The sequence below is a fragment of the Lichenicola sp. genome (genome assembly GCF_965198575.1).
Classification (GTDB): Bacteria; Pseudomonadota; Alphaproteobacteria; order Acetobacterales; family Acetobacteraceae; genus Lichenicola.
On sequence record NZ_OZ240671.1, the window covers coordinates 1,186,444 to 1,209,542 of the forward strand.

Annotated in this window: 25 protein-coding genes; 12 read left to right on the top strand and 13 right to left on the bottom strand. The window is 70.6% G+C overall.

Features of this window, described 5'->3' with window-relative positions; all coding sequences use genetic code 11:
* Window positions 1-34 precede the first annotated feature (34 nt).
* The 5 genes from ACOEQ2_RS05585 (at window position 35) to ACOEQ2_RS05605 (ending at window position 5,271) form a co-directional block, all read left to right on the top strand.
* Entirely contained in the window at window positions 35-1,093 is a 1,059-nt protein-coding gene (locus ACOEQ2_RS05585; protein ID WP_419731145.1) for a trypsin-like peptidase domain-containing protein, read from the top strand.
* Window positions 1,094-1,211: 118 nt separating this feature from the next.
* Window positions 1,212-1,901 carry a response regulator transcription factor gene (locus ACOEQ2_RS05590; RefSeq protein ID WP_419730392.1) on the top strand — a complete coding sequence of 230 codons (690 nt, stop codon included), beginning with the start codon at window positions 1,212-1,214 and terminating at the stop codon, window positions 1,899-1,901.
* Window positions 1,902-2,046: 145 nt separating this feature from the next.
* The gene (locus ACOEQ2_RS05595; protein WP_419731146.1) at window positions 2,047-3,579 is read left to right on the top strand and encodes a sensor histidine kinase; all 1,533 of its coding nucleotides are present in this window, start codon (window positions 2,047-2,049) and stop codon (window positions 3,577-3,579) included.
* A gap of 128 nt (window positions 3,580-3,707) precedes the next feature.
* Window positions 3,708-4,028: a hypothetical protein gene (locus tag ACOEQ2_RS05600; protein ID WP_419730393.1), complete on the top strand. Its 321-nt coding sequence runs from the start codon at window positions 3,708-3,710 to the stop codon at window positions 4,026-4,028.
* 637 nt (window positions 4,029-4,665) lie between these two features.
* Window positions 4,666-5,271: an SIMPL domain-containing protein gene (locus tag ACOEQ2_RS05605; protein ID WP_419730394.1), complete on the top strand. Its 606-nt coding sequence runs from the start codon at window positions 4,666-4,668 to the stop codon at window positions 5,269-5,271.
* Between the two features lie 9 nt (window positions 5,272-5,280).
* Here the strand turns inward: ACOEQ2_RS05605 and ACOEQ2_RS05610 are convergent, their stop codons facing one another.
* The 10 genes from ACOEQ2_RS05610 to ACOEQ2_RS05655 all read right to left on the bottom strand — a co-directional run bounded on the left by ACOEQ2_RS05610 (window position 5,281) and on the right by ACOEQ2_RS05655 (window position 15,812).
* Window positions 5,281-5,673 carry a DUF3293 domain-containing protein gene (locus ACOEQ2_RS05610; RefSeq protein WP_419730395.1) on the bottom strand — a complete coding sequence of 131 codons (393 nt, stop codon included), beginning with the start codon at window positions 5,671-5,673 and terminating at the stop codon, window positions 5,281-5,283.
* A gap of 10 nt (window positions 5,674-5,683) precedes the next feature.
* Entirely contained in the window at window positions 5,684-6,835 is a 1,152-nt protein-coding gene (gene rodA / locus ACOEQ2_RS05615; protein WP_419730396.1) for a rod shape-determining protein RodA, read from the bottom strand.
* Complete coding sequence (locus tag ACOEQ2_RS05620) at window positions 6,832-8,289, bottom strand: FAD/NAD(P)-binding protein (RefSeq protein ID WP_419730397.1); 1,458 nt, start codon at window positions 8,287-8,289, stop codon at window positions 6,832-6,834. The genes rodA and ACOEQ2_RS05620 overlap by 4 nt, the downstream gene beginning before the upstream one ends.
* Before the next feature lie 105 nt (window positions 8,290-8,394).
* Window positions 8,395-9,273, bottom strand: coding sequence for a DUF697 domain-containing protein (locus ACOEQ2_RS05625; protein WP_419730398.1), 879 nt, complete (start codon window positions 9,271-9,273; stop codon window positions 8,395-8,397).
* On the bottom strand, window positions 9,270-10,625 hold the full coding sequence (locus ACOEQ2_RS05630; RefSeq protein WP_419730399.1) for a YcjX family protein: 1,356 nt from the start codon (window positions 10,623-10,625) through the stop codon (window positions 9,270-9,272). The genes ACOEQ2_RS05625 and ACOEQ2_RS05630 overlap by 4 nt, the downstream gene beginning before the upstream one ends.
* Window positions 10,626-10,644: 19 nt before the next feature.
* On the bottom strand, window positions 10,645-10,827 hold the full coding sequence (locus ACOEQ2_RS05635) for a YqaE/Pmp3 family membrane protein (protein WP_419730400.1): 183 nt from the start codon (window positions 10,825-10,827) through the stop codon (window positions 10,645-10,647).
* Window positions 10,828-11,013: 186 nt separating this feature from the next.
* The gene (mrdA, locus tag ACOEQ2_RS05640) at window positions 11,014-12,930 is read right to left on the bottom strand and encodes a penicillin-binding protein 2 (RefSeq protein WP_419731147.1); all 1,917 of its coding nucleotides are present in this window, start codon (window positions 12,928-12,930) and stop codon (window positions 11,014-11,016) included.
* Window positions 12,931-13,006: 76 nt separating this feature from the next.
* Window positions 13,007-13,570, bottom strand: a complete 564-nt coding sequence (locus tag ACOEQ2_RS05645) for a hypothetical protein (RefSeq protein WP_419730401.1) — start codon at window positions 13,568-13,570, stop codon at window positions 13,007-13,009.
* 12 nt (window positions 13,571-13,582) lie between these two features.
* Entirely contained in the window at window positions 13,583-14,677 is a 1,095-nt protein-coding gene (gene mreC / locus ACOEQ2_RS05650; protein WP_419730402.1) for a rod shape-determining protein MreC, read from the bottom strand.
* An 88-nt stretch (window positions 14,678-14,765) separates the two neighbouring features.
* Complete coding sequence (locus tag ACOEQ2_RS05655; RefSeq protein WP_419730403.1) at window positions 14,766-15,812, bottom strand: rod shape-determining protein; 1,047 nt, start codon at window positions 15,810-15,812, stop codon at window positions 14,766-14,768.
* Window positions 15,813-16,181: 369 nt separating this feature from the next.
* Here ACOEQ2_RS05655 and ACOEQ2_RS05660 point away from each other — a divergent pair, with 369 nt between their 5' ends.
* Together ACOEQ2_RS05660 and ACOEQ2_RS05665 are read left to right on the top strand one after the other, a co-directional pair.
* The gene (locus tag ACOEQ2_RS05660; RefSeq protein ID WP_419730404.1) at window positions 16,182-16,415 is read left to right on the top strand and encodes a hypothetical protein; all 234 of its coding nucleotides are present in this window, start codon (window positions 16,182-16,184) and stop codon (window positions 16,413-16,415) included.
* Between the two features lie 11 nt (window positions 16,416-16,426).
* A complete protein-coding gene (locus ACOEQ2_RS05665; protein WP_419730405.1) occupies window positions 16,427-17,083 on the top strand; it encodes a YMGG-like glycine zipper-containing protein in 657 nt (218 codons plus the stop codon).
* Between the two features lie 93 nt (window positions 17,084-17,176).
* Here ACOEQ2_RS05665 and purD read toward each other — a convergent pair whose 3' ends face one another.
* On the bottom strand, window positions 17,177-18,487 hold the full coding sequence (gene purD / locus ACOEQ2_RS05670) for a phosphoribosylamine--glycine ligase (RefSeq protein WP_419730406.1): 1,311 nt from the start codon (window positions 18,485-18,487) through the stop codon (window positions 17,177-17,179).
* 59 nt (window positions 18,488-18,546) lie between these two features.
* Here purD and xseA point away from each other — a divergent pair, with 59 nt between their 5' ends.
* Window positions 18,547-20,121 carry an exodeoxyribonuclease VII large subunit gene (xseA, locus tag ACOEQ2_RS05675; protein WP_419730407.1) on the top strand — a complete coding sequence of 525 codons (1,575 nt, stop codon included), beginning with the start codon at window positions 18,547-18,549 and terminating at the stop codon, window positions 20,119-20,121.
* Window positions 20,122-20,125: 4 nt separating this feature from the next.
* Here the strand turns inward: xseA and ACOEQ2_RS05680 are convergent, their stop codons facing one another.
* Window positions 20,126-20,518: a hypothetical protein gene (locus ACOEQ2_RS05680; RefSeq protein ID WP_419730408.1), complete on the bottom strand. Its 393-nt coding sequence runs from the start codon at window positions 20,516-20,518 to the stop codon at window positions 20,126-20,128.
* Between the two features lie 183 nt (window positions 20,519-20,701).
* On the opposite strand from ACOEQ2_RS05680, the gene ACOEQ2_RS05685 reads away from it, so the two are divergent.
* The 4 genes from ACOEQ2_RS05685 to ACOEQ2_RS05700 all read left to right on the top strand — a co-directional run bounded on the left by ACOEQ2_RS05685 (window position 20,702) and on the right by ACOEQ2_RS05700 (window position 22,483).
* On the top strand, window positions 20,702-21,028 hold the full coding sequence (locus ACOEQ2_RS05685; protein WP_419730409.1) for a hypothetical protein: 327 nt from the start codon (window positions 20,702-20,704) through the stop codon (window positions 21,026-21,028).
* 93 nt (window positions 21,029-21,121) lie between these two features.
* Complete coding sequence (locus tag ACOEQ2_RS05690; RefSeq protein ID WP_419730410.1) at window positions 21,122-21,535, top strand: DUF4112 domain-containing protein; 414 nt, start codon at window positions 21,122-21,124, stop codon at window positions 21,533-21,535.
* Window positions 21,532-21,840, top strand: coding sequence for a hypothetical protein (locus ACOEQ2_RS05695; RefSeq protein ID WP_419730411.1), 309 nt, complete (start codon window positions 21,532-21,534; stop codon window positions 21,838-21,840). Before ACOEQ2_RS05690 ends, ACOEQ2_RS05695 begins: the two co-directional genes overlap by 4 nt.
* Before the next feature lie 7 nt (window positions 21,841-21,847).
* Window positions 21,848-22,483 (top strand): septation protein IspZ, encoded by a 636-nt coding sequence (locus tag ACOEQ2_RS05700; protein ID WP_419730412.1) that lies wholly within the window; start codon window positions 21,848-21,850, stop codon window positions 22,481-22,483.
* A 4-nt stretch (window positions 22,484-22,487) separates the two neighbouring features.
* On the opposite strand, the gene ACOEQ2_RS05705 is transcribed toward ACOEQ2_RS05700, so the two are convergent.
* Window positions 22,488-23,096: a GcrA family cell cycle regulator gene (locus ACOEQ2_RS05705; protein ID WP_419730413.1), complete on the bottom strand. Its 609-nt coding sequence runs from the start codon at window positions 23,094-23,096 to the stop codon at window positions 22,488-22,490.
* Window positions 23,097-23,099 lie beyond the last annotated feature (3 nt).

Genomic DNA, 23,099 nt, shown 5'->3' on the forward strand with positions numbered 1-23,099 from the left:
GCCGGCACGGGCGCTCCTGTCCGCGACGGCGCTGATGCTGGCCGCCCTGCTCCCGGTCACCACACCGGCACGCGGGGAGAGCGATCCCGGGTCCGCGCCGCTGCTGGTGCAGAGCGGGCCCCTCACCTTTGCCCCGCTGGTGCGCAAGGTGGTGCCGGCCGTCGTCAACATCGCCGTCACCCAGGACGTCGATGACGATTCCGACGCCAAGGTGAAGGTGCCCCCGGCGTTGCGTGGCACACCGTTCGAGAAGCAGTTCCGCGACCGCATGCGCTCGCACCGGGAACAGATGCTCGGCGCCGGCTCCGGCTTCGTGATCGACCCGTCCGGGATCATCGTCACCAACAACCATGTGGTCGGCAACGCGGACAAGATCTCGGTGTCGTTCTCCGACGGCTCGGAGCTGCCGGCCCACGTGCTCGGCACCGACGAGCTCACCGACATCGCGGTGATCCAGGTCAAGGCGGACCATCCGCTGGCCTTCGTCACCTGGGGCGACAGCCGCAAGGTCGAGATCGGCGACTGGGTGCTGGCCGCCGGCAACCCGTTCGGGCTCGGCAGCTCGGTTACCGCGGGCATCGTCTCGGCGCGTGGCCGCGACATCGGCGCCGGCCCGTTCGACGATTTCCTGCAGCTCGACGCGCCGATCAATCCCGGCAACTCGGGCGGCCCGTCCTTCGACATGCACGGCCAGGTGGTGGCGCTCAACACCGCGATCGTGTCGCCGACCGGCGGCTCGGTAGGCATCGGCTTCGGCATCCCGAGCGAGCTGGTCGCACCCATCGTCGAGCAGTTGCGCACCAAGGGGCATATCGATCGCGGCTGGCTCGGGGTGACGCTGGAGAACGCGTCCGGCGGCGGCGTGGCGATCGTCGCCGTCGACAAGGGCGGCCCGGCGGCGAAGGCAGGCCTGCGGCCGGGCGACGTGGTGAACTCGGTCAATGGCGACCATGTCGACAGCAATCGCGGGCTGATCCGGACCGTGGCGGCGGCGGCACCGGGCAGCTCGATCCGGCTGCAGGTCTCGCGCAAGTCGCATATCGTCGACGTGCTGGTGGTGGTCGGCCGCCGCGTCGAGGACACTCCGGGCTAGCGCCGGGCCTGCATGGACAAAGCTTATGATGCGCGGGCCGTCTGTCGCATGGACAAGGCCGGTTCGGCCGGCGCACGCTGCAAGACGATCGAGGCCGGCAACCCGGAAGGCGTGAACGATGCGTATCCTACTGGTCGAGGATGACCAGACCGTCCGTGGCTTCGTGGCCAAGGGGTTGAAGGAAGCCGGCCACATCGTCGAGCAGGCCGACAACGGCAAGGACGGCCTGTTCATGGCGGTCAGCGAGAGCTTCGACACCATCATCCTCGATCGCATGCTGCCGGGCGGGATCGACGGTCTTCACCTTCTGGAAACCATTCGCGGGCAGAATAACCGTACGCCGGTGCTGGTGCTGTCGGCATTGGCGCAGGTCGATGAGCGCGTGGCCGGACTCAAGGCGGGCGGCGACGACTACCTGACCAAGCCGTTCGCGTTCTCCGAGCTGCTGGCGCGGGTCGAGGCGCTGTCGCGTCGCGGCAAGGGCGAGGGTGGCCCGACGACGCGGCTCGTGGTGGGCGACCTGGAGATGGACCTGCTGTCACGTGCGGTGAAGCGGGCGGGTCAGAAGATCGACCTGCAGCCGCGGGAATTCCGGCTGCTGGAATACCTGATGCGTCACGCCGGCCAGGTGGTGACCCGGACGATGCTGCTGGAAGGAGTATGGGACTACCATTTCGACCCGCAGACCAACGTGATCGACGTGCACGTGTCGCGCCTCCGCCAGAAGATCGACAAGCCGTTTCCGGCAGCGCTGATCCATACCGTGCGCAATGCCGGCTACATGCTGCGTGACGATCCGCGCGACTGAGGCGGCCCGCCCCGGCTCTCCCGGCACCGGCCCGTCCCGCCCTGCATGGCGAAAGCTGCCGATCGGAGGCGCGCGGGTCCGGCCCTGGGTGAAGCGGGGCCAGACGGAGCGGGGCCGGACGACGCGGGGCCAGACGAAGCGCGGGCTGTTCCGCCGCAACGACCTGCTGCGCTCGGCGAGCCTGCGGCTGGCGCTGGTGTATGCGCTGCTGTTCATCCTCAGCGCGATCATCTTCATGTGCTTTATCTGGTGGGCGACGGTGGGGCTGCTCGAGCGCGAGGCCGAGGCCGCGATCGAGGCCGACGCCAGCGCGCTGTCCGAGCGCTGGACCGATGGCGGCCTGATCGCGCTCGGCGAGACCATCCAGCAGCGGCTGGAACAGAACATCGACGACGACGCGATCTACCTGATGGTCGACAGCAATGGCGCCCGCATCGCCGGCAACCTGCGCGTCTGGCCCAAGGTCGTGGCCCGCACCGACATCTGGTACCAGCTCGAGGTCAGTCGCGCCGGGCTGCATGGCCGCGCCGAACTGCGCGCGTTCTCCCTGCCCGGCGGCTACCGGCTGCTGGTCGGCCGCGACGTGCGCGCCCGCACCATCCTGAAGCGGCTGCTCACCGACACGCTGCTCTGGGCGGTGCTGATGGTCGGCGTGCTCGGGATCAGCGGCGCGCTGGTGGTGCGCAGCCTGTTCCGGCGCATGGTGCACAACGTCGCCCGCACCACCCGGGCGATCGCCGCCGGCGACCTCACGCACCGGGTGCCGCTCACCGGCAGCGGCGACGAGTTCGACCGCGTGGCCGAGACCGTCAACGACATGCTGGACCGCATCGCCCGGCTGATGGACGGGGTGCGGCAGGTCTCGAACTCGATCGCGCACGACCTGCGCACGCCGATCACCCGCGCCCGCACACGGCTGGAAGACGCCGCCCTGCACGCTGCCGGCCCCGACGAGATGCGGGCGGCGATCGACCGTGCGGTGGCCGACCTGGACGGGGTCACGGCGGTGTTCGAGGCGCTGCTGCGGATCGCCGAGATCGAGGCCGGATCGCGTCGCTCCGCCTTCGCCGCGGTCGAGCTGTCGGTGCTGCTGGACGACCTCGCCGACCTGTACGGCGCGTTGGCCGAGGAGCAGGGCCTGACGCTGCAACGGCTGCCCTCGCCGAGCATCACCCTGCACGGCGACCGGCGGCTGATCCAGCAGGCGGTCGCCAACCTGCTCGACAACGCGATCAAGTTCTCCGGCCCCGCGGGGATCGTGCAGCTGTCGGCGGCACTCGATGGCGCATCGGTGCGGATCGTGGTGCGCGACCAGGGGATCGGCATGCGGCAGCCTGACCTGGCACGCGCCTCGGAGCGGTTCTTCCGGGCGGAATCCTCGCGCCACACCCCCGGTTCCGGCCTCGGGCTTTCGCTGGTCCAGGCGGTGGCGCAGCTGCATGGCGGCCGGCTGGAACTTGGCACGCCCACCGGAACGCCCGCTGCCACGCCCATCGGGCCGGCCGCCGACGCCTCGCCTCGGGCAGGATCGGATCCGGTCGCCCAGCCCGGATTGGAAGCCGCGCTGGTGCTGCCACTCAGCGGGATGACGGCGCAGTCGGCCAGACCGTCGCCGCCGGTCGCGGCCTGGATGGAGCCGCCGTCATCTGCGGACCATGCGCAGGACAGGCCGGTCTGACTATCATGGCTGCGATGAACCGACCGGCGACATGTTCCGCAGCCGCGCCGATCGTGCTGCACCGGACTCAAGCCGGTTCCGACACCAGGCCCCAAGCCGCGGTCCGCCGGCTGCCGGTGCGTCCGGCCGTGTTGCTGCTCGCCGCATTGCTGCCGGTGGGCGGTGCAACTCAGGGCCAGGCGCAGGTACCGGGACGTGACGGCGATGACGGTCCGATGGTGGTCACCAGCGACAGCCGCGCCTATTGCCTGACCCTGGCGGCACGGATCCAGCACTACCGGGCGATGCCGCAGGAGGTGCAGGACCTCGAGGATGAGGGGCGTTCTTTGTGCGAGCGGGGCCGGGTACGCATCGGCATCAACCGCCTGCGCCGTGCCTTGATGGTCCTGCGCGTGACGCCCTCGGGCGGGGGCGAAAGCCTCGACGAGATACCGAACGGCGGCAACTAGACCCGCGGGAGGAGCCGTGCGGCACGTCCGGGTATCGACCGGTTGAGGCGAGATACGAGCCCCTTCCGGAGAACGCCTGGTGGACCCAGGTCGGAAAGCTCCTGACGATGTCGGTCGTCGTGCGGTGGCAGCTCGTGTCGCGGCCTGCCTTGCAGTGGCGGCCGTCTCGAGTTGCGGCACGTGGGCCTGGATGACGACGCGGCCTCGACCGAGTGCGGCTCTGACAGCCGGATTGACCGGAACGTGGACGGACGTCAGCGATGCGTTCGACGGACGGGTCGGGGCACGGCAGCGTGAAGCCTTTTCACGAACCGATCGGAGCTTCGTCACGCGACAGGAGCATGAGGCGATGTGTCGCTAAGATGACGGCGCCTGTAACAAGGCAGCGTATGTCTGTGGCGCGCAGATACGGCGAACCACCCGACGTCGGTTCGTGGGATCTACAGCCAGGAAGGCTGTCTCTGAAGGACCCGACCGCTCGACCTCGTCCTCATGCCACGTGGAGTTGGACCAGTTGAAACCGAGCCACACCCGAGCCAGAGCACTCTCGATCATCCGGAAGTCCCGCCGACACGCTGCATCGCTGCTGACCTGCCTCGCCGCGACCGCCCCGTGTGCGGCATTTGGGGAGGCGCCGGTGGCCCCGGGTGCCACGCTGCTGCATCTGTCGGCGACCGGCACCGTGCAGGAGACGCCGGACCTGCTGGTCGCACAGCTCGACGCGGAGGCCAGCTCGGCCAGTCCGGTCGCGGCGCAGCGGCAGGTCAACGGCCTGATCGCCGCCGCGACCGCCCAGGCAGCCAAGGTGGTCGGGATCGCCGCGCATCTCGACGGCTACAGCGTCGAACACACCGGCGACAAGCAGACGCTGTGGACGGCCCGGCAATCGCTGCGGTTGCAGGGGAACGACGCGACGGCGCTCCTGGAGCTGGTCGGACGGCTGCAGCAGAGCGGCCTGGTGATCGGCGACCTGGCCTGGACGCTGTCGCCCGGCCGCATGCAGGAGGCGAGCCGTCGTGCCGCCGATCTGGCGCTGCGGACCTTGCAGGCGGATGCCGCCGCGGCTGCCGGTTCGCTCGGACTCAAGGTCGGCACCCTCCGCGACGTCAGCCTGACCGACCAGTGCGGCGGCCCTCGACCGATGTTCCGCATGCGCGCGGCGGCGATGGCAGCGCCGCAAGCCACCCAGGATGCGCAGGATGTCAGCCGCGAGGCCTCGGCGGAGATCGAGCTGCACCCCTGACGGGGCGTGTCATGCCAGCAGCACCAGCTTCGCCGGCCGGCGGTCACGCAGCAGGATGACCGCGTTCTGGCCGAACCGGCGCGCCAGCCTGATGCCGCGGGCCGGCGCGATCGCCACCAGCAGCAGCGGCTCCGACCAGCGCCGATAGCGCCCCTCTCCCGCCGCATGGTCGAAATCGCGCAGGGTGCCGCGCAGCTGGCGCATCATGCGCGTGTTCCAGCCGTCGGGACGGCGCCGTCCGCCCGGGTTGCAGGCGCTGAGCAGCACCAGGTCCCGTCCAGCCCAGCGCGACGGCATCGGTGCCGGGCGGCGATCGACGCGCGCCGACACGTCACCCGCGACGTAGAGACTGCGGCGGTAGGATCGCAGCACCGCCGGCGTCGGCGGCACCAGGCCGGTCACTGCACGCAGCTCACGCTTCGGCGTCGGCGTCGCCGAAGCGCAGGTCGCGATGCACGTACACCGACAGCAGCAGCCCGAACCCGAACATCACCGTCAGCATCGCCGAGCCGCCATAGCTGATCAGCGGCAACGGCACGCCGCCGACCGGGATCGCGCCCATCACCATCGACAGGTTCACCACGCAATACAGGAAGAAGTTCATCGCGATGCCGAGCCCAAGGAGCCGGCCGAACTGGTTGCGGCAGCGCAGCGCCATCAGCATGCCGCCGAGGATCATCACCAGCAGCAGCGCCATCACCGACAAGCCCCCGACCAGCCCCCATTCCTCGGCGATCATCGTGAAGATGAAGTCGGTCTGCTTCTCGGGCAGGAAGTTGAGCTGGCCCTGGGTGCCGTGCAGGTAGCCCTGCCCCCACATGCCGCCCGATCCCAGCGCGATCTTGGACTGGATGATGTTGTAGCCGGCGCCCAGCGGATCGTTCTCGGGGTGCAGGAAGGTGGTGATGCGGGCGCGCTGGTAGTCGTGCAGGTGGCCGTAGGCGATCCGCCCGAGGAACGGCAGCGGCGCCACCAGCAGCGCGATCATCCACAGCCGCATGCCGGCAGCGAGGAAGATCGATCCGCCGACGGCCGCGATGATCACCGCGGTGCCGAGATTGGGCTCCTTCAGCACCAGCGCCACCGGGAGTGCAACCATCAGCGCCGGCGGGATCAGGAACAGCGGGTTGCCCATGCGCTCCGGGCCGGCCTTGTGGAACCAGGCGGCGAGCGCCAGGGCGAGGGCGATCTTGGCAAGCTCGGACGGCTGCAGCTGGAAGCCGCCGAGGATCAGCCAGCGTTCGGCGCCCTTGCCGACATGGCCGACCTTCAGCACCGCCACCAGCAGCACCATCGAGAATAGATAGAGCGGCCAGGCCAGCTTCACGAGGATGCGCGGGCTGATCATCGCCATGCACAGCATCATGATCAACCCGAACCCGAAACGCAGGCTCTGTGGTCCGGCGAACGGCCTGGCCGAACCACCGCCGGCGGAATACAGCGCGCCATAGCCGACGCCCGCCAGCAGGCAGATCAGCAGGACGTAGAGCCAGCTCACCTGCCAGAGCTTGGACAGCAGCCGGAAGCTGGGCTCGGCCCGGAGCAGACGCTTGTCGGTGATCATCGGCCGGAGAGATGACCTGCCGGCGTCGCCGCGTCCAGTTGAAGCGGGGGCTCGAGCAGTCCGGCCACCGCGTCCGCGACCTCACGAGGCTGCAGCGTCACCTGCGGCAGGCCCATCAGCTCGCCGTGGGTGCCGCGGGCGAGCGGGCCGACCACGAACAGGTCCGGCCACGCATGTCCGTCGGCGGCGATCACCTGGCTCGCGGTGGTGACGTCGATGCCGAGGCGGCAGGGGTCGGCACGCAGCGCGCCCTCCTCGGCCAGCGCATGCAGCAGCGGATGGCTCGCCACCACCGAGCGGTGTCCGGGCCCGGTGCAGTTGACGATCGCGCCGACGGTGACCGTCCGGGTGCCCCTTCCATGTGCCTGGCGCAGTCGCACCTCGATCCCGCCTGGCCCCGCGGTGGCGGCCTCGATGGTTGCGGCCATGACGGTCAGCCAACCGGCCTCGCTCCCGTCCAGCAGAACCGCCTCGATCTGCGGGGCGCACTGGAAGCGGTGCACATCCCAGAACGGCCGCAGGTGACGCAGCACGCGCCGGCGCTCGGGGATCGGCAGGCTGCCCCAGATGGTGCGCGCCTGGCCGCGGATGGCGTCGATCACGTTCTCCCACGGGCGCCCGGCCGCGATCTCGCCGGTCATTGCCGCGCGCACCCGGAGCAGCAGCTCCAGGGCGGTGACCGACGGTGCGGTGGCGAACTCGCCGGCGGCCGCGACCGGCTGCGTGGTGCGTGGGCGGGGCAGCAGGCCGCGACGGGACACCGCCAGCACCTGGCCGCGATGGCCGCGGTTGCGCAACGAGGCGATGGTGTCGCAGCCGGTGAGGCCGGTGCCGACCACCAGGACCGTATCGCGCGGGTCGATGCGGGCGAGCGACGCGGTGTCCCATGGATCGACGATCATGCGGGTGTCTCTGCGCAACGGGGCAAGCACCCCCGGCAGGTCCGGCTTCGTATGGCTGACACCGAGAACCAGGATCGGTGCCTGCAGCCTCTCGCCATCGTCGAGCTCGATCTCCCAGCCACCATCGGGGCCGCGCCGGCCGCTGACGGCACGGTCGCGCAGGTGCCGGACGTCGAGCCTGGAGCCCGCGATCTGCGCCCGCAGCGTCTGCTCGACATAATCGCCATAGACTGCCCGCCGCACATGCAGCCGGCCGTCTGGAGTGGCCGCGGCGGGATCACGCGCGGCCTCGTCCCGGTCGGCCAGCCAGTCGGCGCAATGGTCCGGCAGATCCGGAAACAGCGACATCCGGCTGGCGCTGACATTGGTCCGGTGCACCGGATCGGTGGTGCCGTAGGCCAGGCCCGCACCGAGGCGGGCGGCGGGCTCGATGATGGCTAGCCTGGCACGCAGGTCGGGATGATCGCGCATCAGGTGGGCCGCGAACGCAGCGCCGGATAGTCCGGCACCCACCAGGATCACGTCCGCGCGCTGCCGATTGACTGAGTCCACGGTCAGTCCGATCCGATCACGGTTGCACCAGTTCTGATGAAGGGATCCGGAGTATGCGCGTTCTGCCGGCGACCCGGGAACCCGCATCGCCCGCGCCCGGTCCGGTCATTCCGGCGGCAGCGGGGTGCAGGCGACGCTGGCGGCGCGACCCAGCACGATCATGCGGCGCGCGGCCACGGCACCACCGGCCATCTCGCCGGCGAGGTGGGTCAGCAGCGGCGTGCTGAGCACGGCATGGGCGGCGGTGTTGATGGCGGCTTCGGTCACCGCGGTGGCGGTGGCGGCGTAGGCGGTGCGACGCAGCAGGCCGAGCGTGGCGAACAGGCTCGGGCGCAGGCCATAGAGGGTCGCGATCTGGCGGATCAGCCGCAGGCCGCGCCACGAGATCAGCAGCACCACGAGCGACGGCGCCGGGGTTGCCGCCATGCCGGCAACCACCTGCATCGCCGCCCGCCGGCCGAGCTGATCGGCGCGCGTGCGCAACCCCGCCTCCACGCCGGCGCGAAGCAGCGGCAGCACCGCATCGGGATCGTTCAGCGCATCGAGTGCCGGCCGTAACGTCGCCCCGCCCTCGATGCGGTCGAGCCAGCGGCGGGCGGCGGCGAATTTGGCGGTGGCGTCGGCGGAGGCGAGGTCGCGGCGCAGCCGGTCGACGGCGTGCAGGCCGGCCAGCGCGCGCAGCTCCCGCCAGATGCCGAGCAGGATAAGGCCGAAGCCGGCGATCGCCACCAGCAGGGTCAGGCCACCGAGCAGGCGCGAGCGGGCAAACTCGGCGGCGACGAAATTGCCGGTCTGGAGCGCGGCGAGCCCCAGGGCCAGCACGCCGAAGCCGCTCAGGACCAGCACCGGCATGCCCCAGCGCGGATCGGTGGGCTCGCGGCCGGCGGACGTCGCCACCGGCACGAGTTCGGCGGCGACCTGCAGGCGGTCGGCGCGGGCGGTCTCGGTCTCGATCCGCGGCCGGACGAGCGGCGGTTCGTTCACAACAGGTCCTCCAGCAGGAAGCCGAGCAGCGCCTCGATGCCGATATTGGGGACCGGCACGCCGCGTGCCAGCCGGGCCGGTTCGAATGCCGGCAGTTCCAGGAACGGGTGCGCCCAGAAGTCGGGGCCCGGCGGGCGGTCCGGCACCTCGCCCGGGTAGGAGCGGGTCAGCCGGTCGCTGCCGAGCAGCCGGCCGCGCACCGCCGACACCGGATGACCGTCGAGCGTCCAGACAAAGTCCTCGGTGCAGCGTGCACTCGCGATCGCGAAGCTGGCACTGCGTCCCACGGGCTCATCCCCGCCCCGGCTGCCCTGCCCGGTGAGCGCGCCCATCAGCGCCGCGAGGTTGCCGCGCTGCCTTTCGGAGACATGGTCCGCTTTGCTGGCCGCGTAGGCGACACGGGTGATCACCCTGGGCGGCAGCCTGAGGGCGGCGAGCGAGGCGATCGAGGCCAGCCAGGAGCCCTGCCACCGCAAACCCGCGGACGCCGCCGCGAGGGCCGCCCGCGCATCGGCGAACGCGGCCGCACCGGTATGCAGGGCGCCGAGCAGGTCGGCCAGCACCACCAGGCGATCGATCTGCCCGAACAGCGGCGAGACCAGCGCCTCCCGCGTGGCGGTCACATACGCGTCGTAGCGGCGGCGCATGAGCTCGGCGAGCGGGCCGGATCCGGTCAGCGGGAAGAAGCCCATCCAGGGCGGGGCGGCGCCGGGCGGCGGCATCAGGAAGCGACCGGGCTGCAGCATGACCAGGCCGTGCGTGTCGCGCAGGCGGGTCAGGGCGGCGACGTAGAGGCGATGACCGGCCGCCGCGAGGGCCTCGTCGGCGGTGGCGTGCGCCGGCAGCGCGCGGGCGAAGGCGAGGAAGTCGCGGGTGGCATCCAGCAGGCCAGGTTGCTCGAGCCGGGTGAACACCGATTGCGACCAGTCGGCGAACGACAAGTCGAGCAGCGGCAGGTCGAGCAGCCATTCGCCCGGGTAGTCGAGCAGCTCGAGGCGAAGCGAGCGTGGCGGCAATGATTTCAGCGGCGGCCGCAGCTCGAGGTCGAAGGCCAGCAACGACACCGCGTCGGTGCGGTCCGGCCAGCGCGGCGGATCGGCGGCAAGGGCGGCGAGGTGGGCGGCCTGGTCGAAGCGCGGCAGGGTCTCGGCGCCGGCGGAAGCCAGTCGTGCCCGGCGGATACGGCCACCGAGCGCCCCGGGGGCCAGCAGCGTCGAGGCGAGCGAGGTCAGCAGCACGGTCTTGCCGGCGCGCGCCAGGCCGGTGACGCCGATACGAACGGTCCGCGGCCGCACGTAGTCCAGTGGCGCACGCAGCGCCGGCATCACGGCCGCCCGCCAGCCCTGCGCCACGGGGGTCGCCCCGGCCGCCCTACCGGTACGCGCGCAGCTTCATGTCGGTCTTGTACTGGCTGAGCGCATACACCGCCCATATCGTTGCCGGCAGCCAGCCGATCAGCGTCACCTGCAGGATCAGGCAGACGATCCCGGCGATCGGTCGGCCGATCGTGAAGAAGGTCAGGAACGGCAACAGCAACGCGATCAGCAGGCGCATGACGATCTCCGGGAGTGGAAGCCCGAAGCGTGCAACGCGCTCAGGGCCGGCGAGGTGCGTCCGCGGGCGTCGCCGGGGTGCGTCAAATCGCGTCGGCGACGCGTCAGGTCAGATCGCGTCGGCGACGGGTCAAGTCAGATCGCGTCGGCGACGGGTCAAGTCAGATCGCGTCGGCGACGGGTCAAGTCAGATCGCGTCGGCGACGCGCTGGCCCGGGGCTTCCTTGCGGTTGGCGGGATCGCGCGTCAGCGTGTCGGTCATGATGTCGCGGGCGAGCGGGGCGGCCACCTCGGCGGCGGCGTTGCCATGCTCGATCACCACCGCGGCGGCGTAGCGCGGGTTGTCGTACGGCGCGAAGCAGATGAACAGCGCGTGCGGCCGGAATTCCCAGGGCAGCTTGGCCGAGTTGAAGTGCCCGCTCTCGCGCAGCCAGCGGCTGACCCGGCGCACCTGCGCGGACCCGGTCTTGCCGGCCATCTGCACCCCGGCGAGCGGCAGCCGTGCCTTGGGGGCGGTGCCGTGCGGCTCGTTCACCACCGCGAACATGCCGGCGCGGATCGCGTCCAGGCTGGAGCCCGGCACATCGAGCTGAGCCCAGTGCAGCGGATCGGTGGTCGGCTGGATGATGCCGTTGATGCTGCGCGTGAGATGCGGCTGCACCACCCGGCCGGTGGCGATGCGCGACGCGTAGGTGGCGAGCTGCAGCGGCGTCACCTGCACGTAGCCCTGGCCGATGCCGCTGACGATGGTGTCGCCGCCGTTCCAGTGGTGGCCGCGCTTCTGCTGCCAGGCGGGCGTCGGGATCAGGCCGAGGCGCTGGTGCGGCAGCTCGATGTCGAGTGCCGCGCCGAGGCCGAAGCGGTGCGCGGTGCTGGCGATCGCCTCCATGCCGGTGCGACGGGCGACCTCGTAGAAGAACACGTCGCAGGAGAACTTGATGCCGCCATGCAGGTCGAGCGAGCCGTGGCCGTGCTTGGCCCAGCAATGGAAGCGGGTGCCGCCGACATCGATGTAGCCGCGGCACAGGATGCGGTCGCCTGGCGTAAGGGTGCCAGCCTGCAGGGCCGCCATCGCCACCGCCGGCTTGAAGGTCGAACCCGGCGGATACAGCCCGGCGACGCTCTTGTTGATCAGCGGCGTGCGCTGGTCGTTGGTCCACTGCTCCCACTGCGCCTGGCTGACGCCGGAATCGAACAGGCTCGGATCGAAGGACGGCGTGCTGACCATCGCCAGCACCTCGCCGTTGCGGCAATCCATTACCACCGCACTGGCGGACTGGTCGGCGATGCGACCCAGCACCGCCTGCTGCAGCCCGAGATCAATAGACAGCCCGAGGGTCTCGCCCTGGACGCCCTCGCGGCGGTTCAGCTGGCACATCACCCGGCCGACGGAGTCCACCTCCATCTGCACCGAGCCCGCGGTGCCGCGCAGCCCGACATCGTGGAACTGCTCGACGCCGGCGCGGCCGATGCGCATGCCGGGCAGGCCGAGGTTCGCGTCGGCGGCAACGTCCTTCTCGTTGGCGGGTGCGACGTAGCCGACCACGTGCGCCAGCAGCGGCCCCTGCGGATACAGCCGGGTGGTGCCGACATCGACGATGATGCCGGGCAGGTCGGGTGCGTGCACCTCGATCCGCGCCATGTCGTCCCAGGTCAGGAAGTCGCGCACCACGACGGGGATGAACTTGCGGCCGTGCTTCAGCTCGCGGTCGATGCGGGCCCGCTCGTGGTCGTCGAGGGCCAGGATGGTGGAGAAGCGGTCGAGCGTGCCCTGGACGTCGGTGGTCTGCTCGGCCAGCAGCAGGGCGCGCCAGTTGACCTTGTTGCCGGCCAGCGGTGCGCCGAAGCGGTCGAGGATGCGGCCCCGCGGCGGCGCGATCATGCGGGTGTTGACGCGGTTGTTCTCGGCGAGCTCGGCGTATTTGCGGCCATCCGCGACCTGCAGCCGGTACAGCCGGTCGCCGAGTGCGCCCAGGGCGGCCACCTGCGCGGTCATCAGCAGCAGGGCACGCCGCGTGAAGATGCCGCGCGACGGGCTCTCCTTGGGGGCACGACCAGGCCGGACGCCCTTGGTGCCCTTGCCGCCGAACAACGCCGGCCGCATGCCCTTGAGCCGGACACCCCGGAACAGCAGGCGCCGCGGGCTCATGCGCAGGCGCCTGCAGAGCGCGTGTGCCGCGCTACGCCCGCTGCGGGTCGGCGATGCCGCGATGCGCCCAGGTGAACAGCGCCGAAAGCAGCGGATACAGCCCCGCCGCCAGCGCCAGCTCGAAGAACGCCGGCTGTGGTGGCAGCAGGCGCTGGGTGAACGCCGACATCAGCGCCCAGTCCAGCACGATGCCGCCGCCGGCCACCAGCATGAACACCAGCCACACCAGCAGGAACCCCTGCCGTGCCAGCCCGTGCCGCCAGCCGAGGCCGACCGCATGCACCACCAGCAGCGTCAGGATCGCCAGGCCCGGTGGCGAGAAGCTGAGCAGGTCGTAGAGCAGCCCGAGTGCGAACACGACGAAGGCCGGCATCGAGGCCGGGCGGAACACCGACCAGAAGAACACCGACGCCATCGTCGCCCCGGGCAGCAGCGCCTGCTGTTCCGGCAGGCCGAGCGGGGCGCAGAGCAGCAGCACCAGCAACAGGCTGAAGCTGGCCGGCAAGGCACGGCGGGCGGCAGAGTCCAGGCGACGCCAGACGGTCGGACGTGGCCTGATCCCCGGATGACGCTCCGGGGGCGGTGGGCGTGGCATGCATGTGGCCCTTCACCCGCGCCCGATAGGCAGCGTGGCCGGGCTGGAACCGATCGATGACGGCACTGGCTGGCCCAGTGGACCCGGAGCGCCGGAGGGCGTCCCGATCCCGTTGTCGGAGCCACGCGGCAGGCTCAGGAGGCCGCCGGCATGGCCGACCGAGGATGCGTGGCCGGTGCCTTCCCTGGGGCCGCTGCCGTCCTTGGGACCAGTGCCTTGCTTGGGACCGGTGCCTTGCTTGGGAAGCGTCCGGCCGGTGGCGTCGGGGGGCGTGATCGCCGACAGGCCGTAATCGAACAGCCGGACCATCTCGACGTGGCCGAGCTGCGCATACGGCTCAACGACCGGATCGTTCGGCGTGAGGTAATGCACGGTGCCCACCGGCAGTCCCGCCGGATAGACGTTGGCGACGTTGTTGGTCACCACGCGCTCGCCTTCCTCCGGATGGATATCTTCGGGGTAGTTCATCAGTCGGGGGGCCGCCGCGTTGGTTCCCTCCACTATAGCGGCTGCGTGCGAGCCTTCCAGGGTCACCGGGACGCGACTGCTCATATCGGTGATCAGCATGACCCGCGCCGACCGCTCGCCGACCTCGGTGACCCGACCGACCAGCCCGGCCGCATCGACCGCCACCATGTCCTTGGACAGCACCACGTTGTTCGGCAGGGTCTCGCCCGGCGCCACCGCCAGCAGGATCGAGCGCGCGTAGAACTGGCTGGCATCGGCGACCGCGCGCGCGGTGACGAAGGCCGGCGCCGGTTCCGGGATCCAGTTCAGGTTGGCCTTGAGCGTCGCGTTCTCCGCCTGCAACGCCACGGCGACATCGTACCAACGGCGCAGCCGCATGTTCTCCGCGCGCAGCCGGCGGTTCTCCTCTGCCACCGCGACCAGGCTGCCGACCTCGGAGGTCAGGCCACGCAGCGCGTCGATCGGACGGGCCAGCAACGCATAAAAGGGCGCCACGGAGTCCGACACCGCCACCCGGGCGCGCTCGGCAAGCCGCCGGTCGGCCTGGCCGAGCAGCATCACGCCGCAGGCCAGCGCGATCAGCAACGGCAGGGTCAGCTTGGCAAGGGCCTGGCGCAGCTGGATCGACAGACGGAACAATGCATCACCTCCGTGTCTGCCCATGCGTCCGGCCGCGCGCCAGCGACCGCCGCGGCCAGGTCGGCCGCCAAGTGGTTCTACGCGTTATTCAATACATCGTCGTGAGGACGTTGCGCAGCCGCTTCATTTCCTCCAACGCCCGGCCGGTGCCGAGAGCCACGCACGAGAGCGGATTTTCCGCCACCACCACCGGCAGCCCGGTGGCATCGCGCAGCACCTCGTCGAGCCGGTACAGCAGCGCGCCGCCGCCGGTCAGCACGATGCCCTTGTCGACGATGTCGGCGGCGAGCTCGGGTGGGGTGTTCTCCAGCGCGGTCTTCACCGCATCGACGATCTGGCTGACCGGCTCGGCCAGGCTCTCGGCGATGTGGCGCTGGCCGACGGCGACCTCGCGCGGCACGCCGTTCATCAGGTCGCGGCCCTTCACCTCGCGCCACGGCCCGAAATCGTTCTCGTCGTCCGGCGGCTTGGCGGCGCCCAGCTCGATCTTGATCTTCTCGGCCGAGGTTTCGCCGATCAGCAGGTTATAGTTGCGCCGGATGTAGGAGATGATCGCCTCGTCCATCTTGTCGCCGCCGACCCGGACCGAGCGGGCATAGACGATGCCGCCGAGCGAGATCACCGCGACCTCGGTGGTGCCGCCGCCGATATCGACGATCATGCTGCCCGACGGTTCGGTGACCGGCAGCCCGGCGCCGATCGCGGCCGCCATCGGCTCCTCGATCAGCAGCACCTTGCGGGCGCCGGCACTCTCCGCACTCTCCTGGATCGCGCGGCGCTCGACGGCGGTGGAGCCGGACGGCACGCACACGATGATCATCGGGCTGGCGAAGCTGCGCCGGTTGTGAACCTTGCGGATGAAATGCTTGATCATTTCCTCCGCCACCTCGAAATCGGCGATCACGCCGTCACGCAGCGGCCGGATGGCGGTGATGTTGCCGGGCGTGCGGCCGACCATGCTCTTGGCCTCGTTGCCGACTGCCAGCACCTGCTTCTTGCCGCGCACGTCGGCGATCGCCACCACCGACGGCTCGTCCAGCACCACACCGCGGCCCTTCACGTACACCAGCGTGTTGGCAGTGCCGAGGTCGATGGCCATGTCGTTGGACATGACGCCCAGCAGGCGTGAGAACATCGGGAACTCCAGGACAGGCTCGGGAGCGGCGGATGCCATTCGGCCGGGCCAAACGCAGACAAGGCAGCCACCGGCGGAAAAGGGCAACTCCCCCGGCAAGGGTAACCGCCCCAAGGGGGTGTTCAGGTTTCAGGCGGGCGGGTACAGGCGGCAGGGCTTAGCCTCGCGTCCCGCCGGGAGCAAGCCATCGTTCCGACGCCGGTGAATTTATTCACAGAGGCGTGAGGAAGCCTGGTGCCACACAATCGACCCGTAACAGCCACGATCGCACCGCGTTGTCCGTCTTGTGTGATGGACTGGCGACGTCGCCTCCCGCCGCGCCGCTTGCGGCTTCTCCGGGCGACCGCACTCATGAAGGACAAGACTGAAATGTTGCGCAAACTGACGATGATCACGACCGCTGCCGGCCTGGCATTCGGGCTCGCCGCCTGCGATCCGTACAGCCCTGGCCAGCGCGCGGTCGGCGGTGGTGTGCTCGGCGGAGCCGGTGGTGCCGCGATCGGCGGGATCGCCGGTGGTGGCACCGGCGCGCTGATCGGTGGCCTGGCCGGCGCCGGCGTCGGCGCGGGCGTTGGTGCCGCCACCACCCCGAACCGCAACTAAAGAGAACCCCGATGGCGGGCCACCTGACGATCACCCCGACGGGGTCCGCCACGGGCACCAGGCGCTTTCGAACGATACCGGCCGGGTTCGCGCTTCTGCTGGCGGCAGGATCGCTGGCAGCCTGCACCGACCCGTACGATCCGGGTCAGCGGGCGGTGGGTGGAGCGCTGCTCGGCGCAGGAACCGGAGCAGCCCTCGGGGCCGTCGCCGGCGGTGGTCCGGGGGCGGCGATCGGGGCCGTGGCGGGTGGAGCGGTCGGCGCGTTCACCGGTGCCGCCACGACGCCACCACCACCCGCCTACACTCCGCCGGTCTATGCACCTGCGTATCCGGCCGAGCCGGCCTACCCGCAGGCGGCCTACCCGCAACCCGGGTATGGACCGCCGGCCGCACCGGCAGGATATGCCCAATCCGGTTATCCCCAGCCCGGGTATGGACAGACGGGTTATGCGCAGCCGGGGTATGGCCAGGCCGGGTATGCGCAGCCTGCCTCAGCGCAACCCGGCTTCGCGCAGCCGGGGTACCCGCAACCGGGCTATCAGCAACCGGGCGATCCGCAGGGCTACGGTCAGCCGGGGTATCCGCAACCGGGCTACGGGCCGCAGGGCTATGGCCAGACGGGAGCGCCGAACGACGGACCGCCGCCGGGAGCAGGCTACGGCTACTGACCCGCTACGTGCAGGCTACCCGCCCGGTGAGATGACCCGCCTCACCCGGTGCGCACGCCGCCGGCTCGTGCACCGGGGCCGGCCTTATCGCCGTCAAGCGGAGACGCCGAACTCCTCCGCGGCGTCGAGGGCGCGCTGCAGGGCGCGAACACCGATGTCGCGGCGCCAGATCGCGTCCGGCCAGTCGATCGCCGCCACCCCGGCATAGGCGGCGTCACGCGCCGCCATCAGGGTCGGCGCGGTTGCCACCACGGTCAGCACGCGCCCGCCATGCCCGATCAGGGAGCCCGCGGCATCGTAAGCGGTTGCCGCCTGGAACACCCGCACGCCGGTCATCGCCTCGGCGCGATCGATGCCGCGGATCGGCGAACCCACCGCCGGCGTGCCCGGATAGCCACGGCCGGCCAGCACCACCGCGACAGAGGCGTCGTCACTGAAGCGCAGGTCCGCCTGGGCCAGCTTGCCATCGCAGAGTGCCACCAGCGCCGGCAGCAGGTCGGTGCGCAGCCGCGGCAAGAGCGCCTGCGCCTCCGGGTCACCGAACCGGACGTTGTATTCGATCAGCGACGGCCCCTCCGGCGTCAGCATCAGGCCGGCGAAGATCACGCCGCGGAACGGCGTGCCGACCCGCACCATCTCGCGCAGCATCGGCCGCACCAGCAGATCGAGAGCATGTTCCTGGGTGGCGCGGTCGAAGAAGGCAGGCGGCGACACCGCCCCCATGCCGCCGGTATTGGCGCCGGTATCGCCCTCGCCGATGCGCTTGTGGTCCTGGGCCGCGCCGATCAGCACCGCCGTCTCGCCGTCGCAGAGCGCGAACAGCGAGACCTCGTCGCCCTCCAGATATTCCTCGATCACCACCGAGGCGCCCGCCACGCCGAGGCTCGACTGCTCCATCATCGCAGTGATCGCCGCTTCCGCCTCGGCCACGGTTGCCGCCACCACGACGCCCTTGCCGGCTGCCAGCCCGTCCGCCTTCACCACGATCGGGGCACCGCGGCGGCGGACGAAGGCGTGCGCCAGGGCGGCATCGTCGAACCGCTCCCAGCGCGCCGTGGGGATGCCGGCCGCATCGCAGATCGCCTTGCTGAAGCTCTTGCTGCCCTCGAGCTGGGCGGCCTGCGCGGTCGGTCCGGCGCAGGCGATCCCGGCGACCAGGCAGGCATCGGCTAGACCTGCCACCAGCGGCGCCTCGGGGCCCGGCACCACCAGGTCGATGCGCTCGCCCAGCGCGAATGCCACCAGGCCCGGCACGTCGTCCACGGCGATGGCGACGTTGGTGCCGAACAGGGCAGTGCCCGGGTTGCCGGGTGCCGTGAACAGCGTGTCGAGCACCGGCGACCGGCTGAGGCTTGCCGCCAAGGCGTGTTCGCGTCCGCCCGATCCCACCAGCAACACGCGCATCCGCCACTCCGCTTTCACCGGCCCTCGCCGTCCGGCCGGCTCTATCATACCCTGCGGCGATGGACGAAGCCGCGCCCTCACCTGCCTCGAACGTGCCCGAATACAGCGTCTCGGAGATCTCCGGGGCGGTGAAGCGGGTGCTGGAGGGCAGCTTCAGCCGTGTCCGGGTCCGCGGCGAGATCACCGAGTTCAAGCGCTACCCGTCCGGGCACCTGTATTTCTCGCTCAAGGACGAGGGCGGCAAGCTCTCCGGCGTGGTGTGGAAGAACAGCGTGACACGGCTCGGGCTGAAGCCGGAGAACGGCCTCGAGGTGATCGCCACCGGGCGGATCTCCTCGTACGGCGAGCGGTCGTCGTACCAGCTGATCGTCGAGCGCATGGAGTATGCCGGCGAAGGCGCGCTGCTCGCCCGGATCGAGCGGCTGCGGCTGGCGCTCGCGGCGGAGGGGCTGTTCGATGCCGCGCGCAAACGTCCGCTGCCGCATCTGCCGGCGCTGATCGGCATCGTCACCTCGGGCCAGGGCGCGGTGCTGCACGACATCCGCACCACCATCGCCAGGCGCTTCCCGCGCAGCCTGCTGCTTTGGCCTGTGCCGGTGCAGGGCGAGGGTGCGGCCGAGCGCATCGCCAAGGCGATCCAGGGCTTCCACCGGCGCACCGGGCCCGGCACCGGGGTTCCGCGTCCGGACGTACTGATCGTCGCGCGAGGCGGCGGCAGCCTCGAGGACCTGATGGCGTTCAGCGACGAGCTGGTGCTGCGGGCCGTCGCCGAGTGCCCGATCCCGGTGATCTCCGCCGTCGGCCACGAGACCGACACCACGCTGATCGACTTCGTGTCGGACCGGCGGGCACCCACCCCCACCGCCGCCGCCGAGATGGTGATCCCGGCCCGCGCCGACCTGGTGGCCGACCTTGCGCACCGGACGGCGCGGCTGGAGAGCGGCATCGGGCACCTGATCCGCGGGCTGCGCTTGCGTCACGATCGGGCAGCTGGGCTGCTGCCGGATCTGCCGACGCTGCTCGGCCATGTGCGCCAGCGCCTGGATGACCGGCTGCACCGGCTCGAACTGGCGTTGCCCAACCTGCTGCAGGCGCGGCGGGCGGCATTCGTGGCTCGCGGCGGGCTGCCGGACCTGCCAGGTCAGCTCGCGGTCCGGCGACGCGACATCCGCGAACTCGGTCATCGGCTGACCCTGGGCCTGCCCGCACTGGTGGCGGCGCGGCGGACGGCGCTGGTGGCGGCGGAGCGGCACATGCCCTCGCCGCACGGGCTGATCGGGATCCACCGTGGCAGGGTGGCGGTGCTGGCGAGCGGCCTGCAGGCGGGGTCGCGCCAGGCGCTGCGGGATACCAGCGCCGCGTTGCAACGCCGGCCGCTCGGGGTGGCGCCGCTCTCGGCGATGCTGCGCGAGCGGCGGGCGGTACTCGCGGGACTATCCGCGCGCCTGGACTCGATCTCGCCGATGGCGGTGCTGGCGCGCGGCTACGTGCTGGTGCGCAACGCCGAGGGCCATGCGGTCACCGAGGCGGCGGCGCTGCGTCCGGGCATGCGGCTGGGTCTGACCTTCGCGGATGGCGAGCGCCAAGTCCGGGTCGAGCGTGACGCCGGCAGCCAGAGGGCGCTCGACCTGTGAGCGGCTATTTGTAGGTCACGCCGTCATAGATCACGAAGCCGACCGGGGCGTGGGTGAAATGCAGCACCGGCAGGCCCGGATCGTTGGTGCCTGCGGTCGCCTGGTCGGCGGGGATGAACATGCCCTGCAACACGACCGGAGTACCGACCTCGAACGGGATGTCCTCGCCGATGCCGCCGTCGGTGATGCGGATCGCCACGAACACGTCGCCGGAGTAGCTGAACCCGTCACCGTTCAGGCTGGTCAGGCCGTCGATCCAGAGCTGCTGGTGCTCGGCATGCTCGATGATGACACGGGCGCCGAAGAGCTGGGCGACGGTGGCGGAGACGTGGCGCAGCGTCCCGCGGCCGCTGGCGTCCGGGTTCCGAAGCCGCAGCTCCGGCATGGTATCGGTCACAGGGATCCCCTTCGATCATCGTGGTCACCTGAGGCAACGCACCGCCCGTCACCACGTTCGTCGATCAGCCGAGGATGAATGATGGCCGCCCAGACCCGCCGCACGCGCCGCCTACGAGCCTATGCAACACCCGCCGCGGCCCTGGCCTTGATGCTCCTGGCTGCGGGTTGCGAGGACACATCGGTGACGGTGCCAGCCGCGACACCCGCACCAGCAGCAGGTCCCGCGCCCGTTGCCGCTGCCGCGCCGCAGACCGGTGGCATCGTGCTGCATCCGCAAACTGGCGAGGCCGTCGACAATCCTGCCGGCGCGGTGGCGTTGACCAACGACCCGTCCGCGCCTGCCGATACGCCGCTTTGCGGGGTTGCGGCCCGCGAGACCAATGCGATCGGCCAGGCGGTGCTCAGCCGGCAATACGCCTCGGCCGGGATCTGCAGCAGCTTCGCCTGCTACGACCCTGCGACGGCGACCTATATCGGCAGCGACGGCTATCGCCATGTGTGCCGGTAGTCTCCGGAGCGGCCGCCGGTCGATTGCCGGGTGGCGATCGGTTGCCCACATGATCACCTGTCCGAGTGTTCGACGATCCAGTGGAGCCCGCCCATGACCAGCTTCTCCAACGCTCGTGGCTCTTCCCGGTATGCCGGCGCAAGGTCCGCAGGCGAGATGGCCGACCGTGCAAGGCGGCTGGCCCGGATCAGGAGGCTGGCCTGGGTATTGGATGCAGCCCTCCGGGTCCCGGGCACGAAGTTCCGCTTCGGCCTGAACAGCGTGGTCGGGCTGACACCGGCCCTGGGTGACGCCGCGATGACGGCGATCTCGATGTATATCGTGTACGAGGCCTATCAGCTCGGCCTGCCGAAGCAGCAGCTTGCGCGGATGATCGGCAACGTGGCGATGGAAGCCGCGGCCGGCTCGGTGCCGGTGCTGGGGACGCTGTTCGACACCGCATTCAAGGCGAACCTGCGCAACATCGCGCTGATCGACGCACATATCGCGACGGGTGCGCGGTCATGAAGCGTGCGCTCCTGCTGGTGGCGGCTCTTGCGGTGCCAGCCCTCGCCCAGGCGCAGACCGGCCCGTCCGGAACCGGTTCGGGCACTGCGAGCATGACCGCGCCGCGCAACCCGGACGGCCGGAGCAGCGGCACGATGCCGCGCGATCGCGGCCGGATGGACAACACCGTCGACCGCATCGACAGCAAGCTCCTGAACGAGGAGAAGGACCGCCCGACGATCCCGGGCCAGACACCGTCGCCCTCGCAGACCATGCCCGGCGGCACCGCAGCCTCGTCGCCAGCAGGCGCCGCATCGCCGCACTGATCTGGCCATGGAGCGACTGAAACGGCTTCTCGGCACCGCCGCATTCGATTTCGGCGGTGTCATCGTGTTCTACGCGTTGCTGGCCACGCTGGGCCTGCGCGCGGCGATTGCAGGCACCCTGGTGTTCGTGCCGATCGACGCGTTCCGTCGCCACAAGCTGGGGATCGGCTTTCCGCGGCTCTATATCCTGACGACCGCGATGGTGCTGGTGTTCGGCTCCATCGACGTGTTCTCGAAGCAGCCCTTCATGCTGAAATACGAGGGCTGCGTCACCGAGACCATCGTCGGCATCGCCTTCGCGATCGGCTCACGCGGACGTTCGATCATCGAGGAATTGGTGCTGCAGCAGCAGCCCGACCTGAGCTTCCCGCATCTCCGCCGCTTCTTCCAGCTGATCACCCGGACCTGGGCGATCTACTACCTGGTCATGGCGTGCTTCTTCCTGTGGGTAAGCCAGCACTTCACGCTGGTGCACGCGGTCGGCATCAGGCAGGTCAGCAGCCTGGTCGGGGCGGGTGCAATGGCGCTGTTCAGCTTCAGCGGGCGGTTCGCGTTCCGCACCTACCAGATCTTGGGGCTGCTGCCGAAAGACCCCGGCGCGACGGCGGATGCAGCATCTTCAGCCGCGCCGCCGTCGGCATGAGCGATCAGGCCACGCTGTCGCGGCGGTCGCGGATCTTCACGTAGGCCAGCGCCGCATGCTCGCCGCAATACGGCTTGCCGGCGATCGGCTCTCCGCCGCAGAAGCTGAAGCTCTTGGTTCCGGGGTCGCCGAGCGGCCAGCAGCAGGTCATGCCGCGGCGTGTGCGGTTCGGCGCAACGGTCCGCACCGGGGCCGGAGCCTCGGCCTCATGCCCGGACTGCTCGTGGCCCACGGACTGATCGTGACGCAACGTTTGGGGCACCGGCGCACGCAGCATCTCGACGATGTCGGGCGAGCGCGCCGAGGCGGGCGCGACCGGGCGCAGCACGCGGACGTTCGAGGTGGTGTCCGACGTCGCGGCGGGCGAGTCCGGCGTGCGTGCCGGCCCAGGTGCAGCCGTTGCCCGGAGCACTGGAAGCGCCGAACGCGGCGCAGGTGCCATGGCATCGAGGGTCTTGCGGATCGGCGACGGGCGCGGCGGCAGGGTCAGGCGGTGCGCCTTGCCGACCACGGCGTTCTTGGTGATCTGCATGCGGCGGCCGATCTCGGCAGTCGAGTGGCCTTCCTGCCAAAGGTCGCGCAGACGGGAGATCGACTCGTCGGTCCAATCCATCGT

Bases quoted from the DNA above. Each gene is read 5' to 3' on its own strand.
- ACOEQ2_RS05585 (WP_419731145.1), top strand. From the start codon at position 35: ATGCTGGCCGCCCTGCTCCCGGTCACCACACCGGCACGCGGGGAGAGC.
- ACOEQ2_RS05590 (WP_419730392.1), top strand. From the start codon at position 1,212: ATGCGTATCCTACTGGTCGAGGATGACCAGACCGTCCGTGGCTTCGTG.
- rodA (WP_419730396.1), bottom strand. From the start codon at position 6,835: ATGATCACCGACAAGCGTCTGCTCCGGGCCGAGCCCAGCTTCCGGCTG.
- ACOEQ2_RS05635 (WP_419730400.1), bottom strand. From the start codon at position 10,827: ATGCGCCTGCTGATCGCGTTGCTGTTGCCGTTCCTGACCTTCTTCACG.
- mrdA (WP_419731147.1), bottom strand. From the start codon at position 12,930: ATGCGGCCGGCGTTGTTCGGCGGCAAGGGCACCAAGGGCGTCCGGCCT.
- ACOEQ2_RS05645 (WP_419730401.1), bottom strand. From the start codon at position 13,570: ATGCCACGCCCACCGCCCCCGGAGCGTCATCCGGGGATCAGGCCACGT.
- ACOEQ2_RS05655 (WP_419730403.1), bottom strand. From the start codon at position 15,812: ATGTTCTCACGCCTGCTGGGCGTCATGTCCAACGACATGGCCATCGAC.
- ACOEQ2_RS05660 (WP_419730404.1), top strand. From the start codon at position 16,182: ATGTTGCGCAAACTGACGATGATCACGACCGCTGCCGGCCTGGCATTC.
- ACOEQ2_RS05665 (WP_419730405.1), top strand. From the start codon at position 16,427: ATGGCGGGCCACCTGACGATCACCCCGACGGGGTCCGCCACGGGCACC.
- purD (WP_419730406.1), bottom strand. From the start codon at position 18,487: ATGCGCGTGTTGCTGGTGGGATCGGGCGGACGCGAACACGCCTTGGCG.
- xseA (WP_419730407.1), top strand. From the start codon at position 18,547: ATGGACGAAGCCGCGCCCTCACCTGCCTCGAACGTGCCCGAATACAGC.
- ACOEQ2_RS05690 (WP_419730410.1), top strand. From the start codon at position 21,122: ATGACCAGCTTCTCCAACGCTCGTGGCTCTTCCCGGTATGCCGGCGCA.
- ACOEQ2_RS05695 (WP_419730411.1), top strand. From the start codon at position 21,532: ATGAAGCGTGCGCTCCTGCTGGTGGCGGCTCTTGCGGTGCCAGCCCTC.
- ACOEQ2_RS05700 (WP_419730412.1), top strand. From the start codon at position 21,848: ATGGAGCGACTGAAACGGCTTCTCGGCACCGCCGCATTCGATTTCGGC.
- ACOEQ2_RS05705 (WP_419730413.1), bottom strand. From the start codon at position 23,096: ATGGATTGGACCGACGAGTCGATCTCCCGTCTGCGCGACCTTTGGCAG.